Source organism: Betaproteobacteria bacterium (genome assembly GCA_016791345.1).
Taxonomy (GTDB): Bacteria; Pseudomonadota; Gammaproteobacteria; order Burkholderiales; family JAEUMW01; genus JAEUMW01.
This window is the reverse complement of record JAEUMW010000010.1, coordinates 1-8,727: the sequence shown is the minus strand read 5'-3', so window position 1 is coordinate 8,727 and position 8,727 is coordinate 1. Positions and strand designations below refer to the sequence as shown.

The window sequence follows — 8,727 nt, the reverse complement described above, 5'->3', positions numbered from 1 at the left end:
AAGCCGTGCCCGCGTTTCTCGACGAACTGCGGCTCTACGATGATCCCGCGGTCCAGCAGAGCTTCGTGCGCGAGGCCGCGCCGCACGTGCGCGAGGCTGCCCTCATCCTCGAGGGCATCGCGTGTGCCGCCTGCGTCTGGTTGAACGAACAGCACATTGGCCGAATGCCCGGCGTCGTCTCGGTAGCGATCAACTACGCCACGCGCCGTGCCTACGTGCGCTGGGACGAGCGTCGTCTCAGGCTCTCCGACATCCTCAAGGCGGTCGCTGATATCGGCTACACCGCGCATCCTTTCGATACCGCGCGCTTCGACGAGGTTGCCCAACGCGAGCGGAAGACGGCGCTGTGGCGCCTCTTCGTCGCCGCCCTCGGCATGATGCAGGTAATGATGTACGCGTATCCGGCGTACGTCGCCGATGGCGACATGAGCCCCGACATCGAGAGCCTGATGCGCTGGGCGAGTCTGATCCTGACCACACCCGTCGTCTTCTACTCGGCTGCACCCTTCTTTGCGGCGGCATGGCGCGACCTCCAACAGCGTCGCGTCGGCATGGACGTGCCGGTGGCACTCGGTGTGGCGGTCGCCTTCGTCGCGAGCGTCGTCGCCACGTTGCGCGGCGGCGGCGAAGTCTATTTCGATTCAATCACCATGTTCGTCTTCCTGCTGCTCGGCGGGCGCTTTCTCGAGATGAGCGCGCGCGCCAGCGCTGGGCGCGCGGCCGAAGAACTGCTCAAGCTGATGCCGGCGTTTGCCGCGCGTCTCACGGGTTTTCCGCGCACGCGCGCAACCGAACGCATCGCGGTCTCGATGCTCAAGCCCGGCGATTGCGTGCTGGTGAAGCCGGGAGATTCGATCCCCGCCGACGGCGAGATCGTCGAAGGGGCCACCGAGGTGGACGATTCGCTCCTTACCGGCGAGAGTCGGCCGGTCCTCAAGGTGCGCGGCGCTGCGCTTACCGGCGGTGCCGTGAACGTGACGAGCCCGGTGGTGATGCGGGTGACCCGTGTCGGCACGGAGACCGTCGTTGCCGGCATTCTGCGTCTGCTGGATCGCGCCGCGAGCGACAAACCCGCACTGGCGCAGCTCGCCGACCGTACCGCGCGCGTGTTCGTCGCCGTGCTGCTGGCGGTTGCCGCTGCCACTGCGGCTGCATGGGGCATGATCGATCCCGGGCGGGCGCTCTGGGTCACGGTCTCGGTGCTGGTCGTAAGCTGTCCCTGTGCGCTGTCGCTGGCAACGCCGGCCGCTCTCACGGCGGCCACCGGGGCGCTCACCCGGCTCGGTGTGGTGGTGACGCGCGGGCATGCGCTCGAAACGCTGTCGCGTGCGACCCACGTCATCTTCGACAAGACCGGCACCCTGACGCATGGCCGGCTCGAGTTGACGGGCGTCGAGGTCCTCGGCGATGCCACGGAGCGCGACGCGCTGCGCCTCGCCGCAGCGCTCGAGTGGGGCTCCGAGCATCCGGTTGCCAGCGCCATGCGGCGCGCCGCGCAGCACGCACAGACTGACGCGGTCACGGCGGATGACGTGCACAACCTGCCCGGCGCGGGGATCGAGGGAACGGTGGATGGCCGATTGCTGCGCCTGGGCGCCCCGGACTTCGTTGCGGCGTTGGCGGGGCCGTTACCCGTTGCGCTTGCAGGCGACGGTGCGACCCTGGTCGGCTTGGGCGACCGAGACGGGTGGCTCGCGCTGTTTCGGCTGACCGATACGGTACGCGCAGGCGCACGAGCGCTGGTGCAATCGCTTGCCGCCTCCGGCCGCACCGTGGTGCTGCTGTCGGGCGACCGCGCCGCCGCCGCGCGCGAGATCGCCGCGAGTGTGGGCATCCGCGAGGTGGTCGCGGAAGTCACTCCGGCGCGCAAGCTCGAATATGTGCAGGCGTTGCAGGCGCGCGGTGCGATCGTCGCGATGATCGGTGACGGCGTGAACGACGCGCCGGTGCTGGGCGGTGCAGCGGTATCGATCGCCATGGGCGGTGGCACGCCCGTGGCGCAGGGGACGAGCGACATGATCCTGCTGTCGAACCGCCTCGAACATCTCGCCACGGCTTTCCGCGTCGCCGGCCGGACACGGCGGATTATTCGCGAGAATCTGCTCTGGGCCGCCGCGTACAACGTCGTGGCGCTGCCGCTTGCGATCGCCGGACATGTGACGCCATGGATGGCCGGTCTCGGCATGTCGGCGAGCTCGCTCGCCGTGGTGTTGAACGCGCTGCGCCTCGCACGTCCGGAGCGGGACATTTCCTGTGCGGCGGCTGGCGACGGCCCGGCATGTCGGCCTCTCGCAGCGCGGGCCGGCTAGCGCATGGAAATTCTCTACCTGCTCATCCCGTTGTCCGTGACGCTGGTCTTTGCGATTGCGGCGGTGTTCTGGTACGCATTGAAGAGCGGGCAGTTCGATGATCTCGAGGGCCCTGCGCACCGGATCCTGATGGACGACGACAGCCCGGGTGCGACAGTCGGTCCTGGGCGGTGTATTGATCTGGATCAGAGATAGTCACTTACCGTATCCCGAGATGGGCTCCGGGTTGTGTCCGCCGCGGGTGCTTGCGCCCTCGAAGCAGAAAATCTTCAGAACGTCAAGGAGACGTGGAACATGAGTTCGCAGGCGAATACCTACAACTACACCGTGGTTCGGCAGTTTGCCATCATGACCGTCGTGTGGGGCATCGTCGGCATGCTGGTCGGCGTCATCGCCGCCGCCCAGCTCATCTGGCCGGATCTAACCTACGGCATACCGTGGCTGTCCTATGGGCGGCTCAGACCGTTGCACACGAACGCCGTGATCTTCGCGTTCGGCGGCTCGGGCCTGTTCGCGACTTCCTATTACGTGGTGCAGCGCACATGTCACGTACGCCTCTTCAGCGACCGGCTCGCGGCTTTCACGTTCTGGGGCTGGACGGCGATCATCGTGCTCGCCGCGATCACGTTGCCGCTCGGGTACACGACGTCGAAGGAATACGCAGAGCTCGAGTGGCCGCTCGACGTCTTCATCGCTATCGTGTGGGTGGCCTACGCCATCGTGTTCTTCGGCACCATTATCAAGCGCAAGACGCCGCACATCTACGTCGCCAACTGGTTCTTTGGGGGCTACATCCTGACCATCGCGCTGCTGCACATCGTGAACAGCGCCGAGCTGCCGATCGCCCTGTCGAGCTGGAAATCCTATTCGGCCTACGCGGGCTCGCAGGATGCGATGGTGCAGTGGTGGTACGGGCACAATGCCGTCGGCTTCTTCCTGACGGCGGGCTTCCTCGGCATGATGTACTACTTCGTGCCGAAGCAGGCGGGGCGCCCGGTCTATTCCTACCGGCTCTCGGTGGTCCACTTCTGGGCGCTCATCTTCACCTACATGTGGGCCGGCCCGCACCACCTGCACTACACCGCCCTGCCGGACTGGACGCAGTCGCTCGGCATGATCTTCTCCCTGATCCTGCTCGCGCCGTCCTGGGGCGGCATGATCAACGGCATCATGACGCTGTCGGGTGCCTGGCACAAGCTGCGCGATGACCCGATCCTCAAGTTCCTGATCGTGTCGCTGTCGTTCTACGGCATGTCGACCTTCGAAGGCCCGATGATGGGGGTGAAGACGGTGAATGCACTGTCGCACTACACGGACTGGACGATCGGCCACGTGCACTCGGGCGCGCTCGGCTGGGTCGCGTTCATCACCATCGGCAGCATCTATTACCTGATCCCACGGCTCTTCGGCCGCACCGAGATGTACAGCGTCAAGCTCATCACGCTGCACTTCTGGGTCGCCACCATCGGTGTCGTGCTGTACATCGCGGCGATGTGGATCGCCGGCGTGACGCAGGGTCTCATGTGGCGCGCGGTGAACCCGGACGGGACGCTCACGTACAGCTTCGTCGAGGCCGTGAAGGCGACATACCCGTTTTACGGCATCCGCCTCCTGGGCGGTGTCCTGTTCCTGAGCGGCATGTTGATCATGGTCTTTAACGTCCTCAAGACGATCGCCGGCCACAAGGCGGTGGACGCGCAGATTCCCGCCCCTGCCGGCGCCCACGCCTGACTCGAAAGGAGCGATTGATATGTCTGGACTCAACTGGCACGAAAAGATCGAGCGCAACACGGGCCTCATGATCGTGCTGACCGTCCTCACGGTAGCCGTCGGCGGTCTGGTCGAGATCGTGCCCCTCTTCTTCCAGAAGTCGCAGATCGAGCCGGTGGCGGGCCTGAAGCCGTACACCCCGCTGCAGCTCGAGGGGCGCGACATCTACATCCGGGAGGGATGCTCGACGTGCCATTCGCAGATGATCCGCCCGTTCCGGGCGGAGACCGAGCGCTACGGCCACTTCTCCGTGGCGGGTGAGTCGGTGTACGACCGTCCGTTCCTGTGGGGCAGCAAGCGCACCGGTCCGGATCTCGCGCGCGTCGGTGGGCGCTACTCGGACGAGTGGCACCGCGTTCACCTGAATCAGCCGCGCGATGTCGTGCCCGAATCCAACATGCCGGCCTATCCCTGGCTGCAGCACGCGGTGCTCGACGGCAGGGAGACGCCGCTCAAGCTGAAAGCGCTGCGCACGCTCGGTGTGCCGTACAGCGACGAGGACATCGCCGGTGCCACTGCTGCGGTTGCCGGCAAGAGCGAAGTGGAGGCGGTGGTCGCCTATTTGCAGGTGCTCGGCACTTCGCTCAAGTCCGCGAGGTAGATGATGGACATGAACGACATCCGGTCGGTCCTGACGGTAATCCTGTTCGTCGTGTTCCTCGGCATCGTCTTCTGGGCTTTCAGCGGCAGGCGCAAGCGTGCCTTCGACGAGGCCGCACGGCTGCCCTTCGACGAAGACGAATCGATGGCGGCCGGCAAATCCCGGAATACCTCAAAAGAACATGGAGCGTAGGAAAAGATGAGCGACTTCACGAGTGGATTCTGGAGCCCCTACATCGCGATCGTCACGCTCGTGAGCGTGATCGGGTGCGCGGTCTTCCTGAAGATGACCGGCGGCAAGAAGCGCGTCGCGGGCGAGCAGCTCACCACGACCGGTCACGCCTGGGACGGCCTGCAGGAATGGAACAACCCGCTGCCGATGTGGTGGACCTACCTCTTCTATATCACGGTCGTCTTCAGCCTGGTCTATCTGCTCCTCTATCCCGGGCTCGGCTCGTTCCCCGGACTCCTCGGCTGGACCTCGGTGAGTCAGTACGAGCGGGAACAGCAACTCGCCGCGAAGGAATACGATCCGATCTACGAGAAGTTTGCCAAGATGGACATTCCAGCGCTGGCCGAGAACCCCGAGGCACGCGAGATGGGGCAGCGGCTGTTCCTGGCCTATTGTTATCAATGCCATGGCTCCGACGGCCGCGGCGCCAGGGGCTTCCCCAATCTTACCGACGGCGACTGGCTGTACGGCGGGACACCCGAGGCGATTCGGACCACGATCATGGACGGTCGCGTCGGGGTCATGCCACCGATGATCGACGCGGTCGGCGGGGCGGAGGGGGTCAAGGCGCTTGCGAACTACGTGCGAGAGATCTCCGGACAAAAGCCGTTCGACCCGGTGCTCGCAGCGGAGGGAAAGGAGAAGTTCGCGGTCTGTGCCGCGTGCCATGGGCCTGACGGCAAGGGCAACCCAGCGCTAGGGGCGCCGAATCTGACCGACAACGTCTGGCTTTATGGTGGATCGCTCGCGACGATCTCCGAGACCATTGCCAAGGGCCGCAACAATCAGATGCCGCCGTGGAAGGATCTGCTCGGGGAAACGAAGGTACACATTCTGGCCGCTTACGTTTACTCACTGTCTCAGCAGAAGAAATAGAGAGGGGCGTGATGCCTGTGACAGGGTTGTGTGAGGGTTGGGCGGCCGCGCCGGGCCGCCCGGGGGCGGTGCGGGAGTGAGCAGCCCGCTGCCCAAGGTACCGAGTCCGGGAGTCGAACCGAACTCGGTCGAGCTCGACCTTTTCGAAGTCCGCAAGACCATCTATCCGCGTGCCGTGCACGGACTCTTCGCCAAGTGGCGCTGGGGTCTGGTCATCTTCACGCAGGTGATCTTCTACGGCCTGCCGTGGCTCACGTGGAACGGTCGCCAAGCCGTGCTCTTCGACCTGGGCGCGCGGCGCTTCTATATCTTCGAGCTGGTGCTATGGCCGCAGGACTTCATCTTCCTTGCCGGCCTGCTCATCATTTCGGCGCTGGCGCTGTTCCTGTTCACCGCGGTGGCAGGGCGCCTGTGGTGTGGCTATGCGTGCCCGCAAACCGTGTATACCGAGCTTTTCATGTGGATCGAGCAGCACGTCGAGGGCGATCACATGAAGCGCATGAAGCTCGACCGCGAGCCCTGGAGCGCGCGCAAGCTCGGCATCAAGAGCACCAAGCACGGGATCTGGATTGCCGTCTCCCTGTGGACGGGCCTCACCTTCGTCGGCTATTTCACCCCGATCCGCAGTCTGCTCAGTCAGTTCGTGAGCTTCAACCTGGGGCCGTGGGAATGGTTCTGGGTGCTCTTCTACGGTTTTGCCACCTATGGCAATGCGGGCTGGATGCGCGAGCAGGTGTGCAAGTACATGTGCCCTTACGCCCGCTTCCAGGGCGTGATGTTCGACCCCGATACGCTGATCATCACCTACGATCCGGCCCGCGGCGAGCCGCGGGGATCGCGTCCCAAGAACGTCGATTATCGCGCCAAGGGGCTCGGCGACTGCATCGACTGCCAGATCTGCGTGCAGGTCTGTCCGACCGGCATCGACATCCGCAAGGGGCTGCAATACGAGTGCATCGCGTGCGGGGCGTGCATCGACGGTTGCGATCAGGTCATGGACAAGATGGGGTACCCGCCCGGCCTGATCCGTTACTCCACCGAGAACGCGATGCAGGGAAAGCACGCCGAGGAGGCCACCCCCCTGCGCCGGGCCACCTCACACCTGCTGCGGCCAAGGGTGCTCATCTACTCGGCGATCCTCGCGGCGGTGGTCGCGGCGATGGCGGTAGCGCTCGCCATGCGCGTACCGGTCAAGCTGAACGTGCTGAAGGACCGTGCCAATCTCGTGCGCGAGACGAGCGATGGCTGGATCGAGAACGTCTACCGCCTGCAGATCATGAACACCGCCGAGTCCGGGCACCAGTTTGCGATGTCGGTGCAGGGCTTGCCGGGTGTGCGGCTGGTCGCTGATCCGCCCGTCGTCACCGTGGCTGGGGCCGCGTCGCTCATCGTGCCGGTCAGCGTGCAGGTCGATCCAGCCGCCGTTGCGGCCGGTTCACACCGCATCGACTTCGAGGTGCGCGCAGTCGACAATGAGCGGCTCAGTGCCAGCTCGAACTCGAGCTTCTACGTGCGAGCGCCATGAGACAGTCGGTCGCAGCCCGCGCCTGGTACCGGGAGCCGTGGCCCTGGCTCCTCGCCGCCGGGCCGTTCACCGTCGTCGTGGCCGGCGCCATCACCGTCTGGCTTGCCATCAGGAGCGACGATGGACTGGTAGCGGATGACTATTACAAGCAGGGGCTCGCGATCAATCAGGTCATCCACCGCGAGCAGGCGGCCGCGCTGCTCGGCCTGCGTGCCAACGTGCTGTGGAATTTCGACAATCAGCGTGTCAGAGTCTATCTCCGGAGCGAAGCATCGGACCCGTTGCCGGACGTCCTTGCGCTGCGCGTGCTGCACCCGACCCGAGCCGGGGCCGACCAGTCGGTGACGCTGCGCAGAACCGGCGCTGGGATCTACGATGGTGCGCTCTCACCGTTGCGCGACGGTCGCTGGCTGCTGAGCCTGGAAGATGCCCCGCAGACATGGCGTCTGATGGGCGAGATGTTCGTACCACGGGATGCAGAAGCGATCTTGATGCCGCAGTCCCTGTAAGTTGCACACAGCGGTCGGGGGAAAACAGGAAATGGCCTGGAACGAGCTGTTCGGTAGTGCCGTTGGCTTGGCAAGCCTGTTCACCATCGTGGGCGTGATCGCCATCGGCTACGGCTTTTATCGTTTCATCAGCAAACGGATCGAAGAAGAGGGCAAGTGAGCAGCGCCGCGCCATCGGAAGGACGGGACAACACCACGGAGCGCAGGCTCATCTGGGTGTTGTGGCCTGCTTTCATCGTCGGCGGGCTGATGACGATGATCTTTTTCTCACTGGTGGACCCGGAGGATATCGGCCTTTTCGGGCGCCCTTTCGGTCTCGGGCGAACCGCGATCTACTCGATCGGGTTCTTCCTGTTCTGGGCGTTCGCAGCTGGCTCGAGCGCGTTGACGTGCTTCTTGCAGCGATCGCCCTTCGAGATCAACCGCTGTCCGCTTCCTTCCGTAGAGCGTCCACCCGGTTGCCCGAAGCGCGAAGACGCGGATGGTTGTTGCGACTGATCTGAAAATGCCATTGTGTTTAGTGGTCGCGGCGGCTCTGCTCGTCTGCTCGACAGGTTCCGCTGCGGCGCCCAGCGTTTCCCGCGGCGAGGCGCTGTACGACAATCACTGTGTCTCCTGCCACACCTGCCAGGCACACACGCGACGCGATCCCATCGTGCGGAACCTGGGAGAGCTTGCGCAGCAGGTCGATCGCTGGCAGGCCAATCAGAAACTCGGCTGGACGCCGGAAGACCGTGCCGCGGTGGTCGACTATCTCAACCGGGTCTTCTACAAATTCTGAGCGCCAGCTGCTAGCTAGCTGCCCTGGCAGCGGTGCTGCTGGCCGATCACCGCCTTGAGGCCGACCGCGTCCCTGAATTCGATGTACTTGTTCTGGACGCTGATAAGCCCTTCTTCCTGAAACTT

11 protein-coding genes are annotated in these 8,727 nt (G+C 64.7%); all 11 read left to right on the top strand.

Annotation, left to right across the window (positions count from 1 at the left end):
- A partial coding sequence (gene cadA, locus JNK68_00310) for a cadmium-translocating P-type ATPase (GenBank protein ID MBL8538789.1) occupies positions 1 to 2,309 on the top strand: 2,309 nt, incomplete at its 5' end.
- Positions 2,310 to 2,312: 3 nt separating this feature from the next.
- Positions 2,313 to 2,504 (top strand): cbb3-type cytochrome oxidase assembly protein CcoS, encoded by a 192-nt coding sequence (gene ccoS / locus JNK68_00305; protein ID MBL8538788.1) that lies wholly within the window; start codon positions 2,313 to 2,315, stop codon positions 2,502 to 2,504.
- Positions 2,505 to 2,603: 99 nt separating this feature from the next.
- On the top strand, positions 2,604 to 4,040 hold the full coding sequence (gene ccoN / locus JNK68_00300) for a cytochrome-c oxidase, cbb3-type subunit I (GenBank protein ID MBL8538787.1): 1,437 nt from the start codon (positions 2,604 to 2,606) through the stop codon (positions 4,038 to 4,040).
- A gap of 19 nt (positions 4,041 to 4,059) precedes the next feature.
- Positions 4,060 to 4,680, top strand: a complete 621-nt coding sequence (gene ccoO, locus JNK68_00295; protein ID MBL8538786.1) for a cytochrome-c oxidase, cbb3-type subunit II — start codon at positions 4,060 to 4,062, stop codon at positions 4,678 to 4,680.
- Between the two features lie 3 nt (positions 4,681 to 4,683).
- A complete protein-coding gene (locus tag JNK68_00290) occupies positions 4,684 to 4,872 on the top strand; it encodes a cbb3-type cytochrome c oxidase subunit 3 (GenBank protein MBL8538785.1) in 189 nt (62 codons plus the stop codon).
- A 6-nt stretch (positions 4,873 to 4,878) separates the two neighbouring features.
- A complete protein-coding gene (gene ccoP, locus JNK68_00285; protein MBL8538784.1) occupies positions 4,879 to 5,787 on the top strand; it encodes a cytochrome-c oxidase, cbb3-type subunit III in 909 nt (302 codons plus the stop codon).
- Positions 5,788 to 5,824: 37 nt separating this feature from the next.
- Positions 5,825 to 7,312, top strand: a complete 1,488-nt coding sequence (gene ccoG, locus JNK68_00280) for a cytochrome c oxidase accessory protein CcoG (GenBank protein MBL8538783.1) — start codon at positions 5,825 to 5,827, stop codon at positions 7,310 to 7,312.
- Positions 7,309 to 7,821 carry a FixH family protein gene (locus tag JNK68_00275; GenBank protein ID MBL8538782.1) on the top strand — a complete coding sequence of 171 codons (513 nt, stop codon included), beginning with the start codon at positions 7,309 to 7,311 and terminating at the stop codon, positions 7,819 to 7,821. Before ccoG ends, JNK68_00275 begins: the two co-directional genes overlap by 4 nt.
- Positions 7,822 to 7,852: 31 nt before the next feature.
- Positions 7,853 to 7,981, top strand: coding sequence for a DUF3149 domain-containing protein (locus JNK68_00270; protein MBL8538781.1), 129 nt, complete (start codon positions 7,853 to 7,855; stop codon positions 7,979 to 7,981).
- A gap of 89 nt (positions 7,982 to 8,070) precedes the next feature.
- Positions 8,071 to 8,319 (top strand): hypothetical protein, encoded by a 249-nt coding sequence (locus JNK68_00265; protein ID MBL8538780.1) that lies wholly within the window; start codon positions 8,071 to 8,073, stop codon positions 8,317 to 8,319.
- Positions 8,320 to 8,326: 7 nt separating this feature from the next.
- Complete coding sequence (locus JNK68_00260; protein MBL8538779.1) at positions 8,327 to 8,602, top strand: hypothetical protein; 276 nt, start codon at positions 8,327 to 8,329, stop codon at positions 8,600 to 8,602.
- Positions 8,603 to 8,727: the final 125 nt, after the last annotated feature.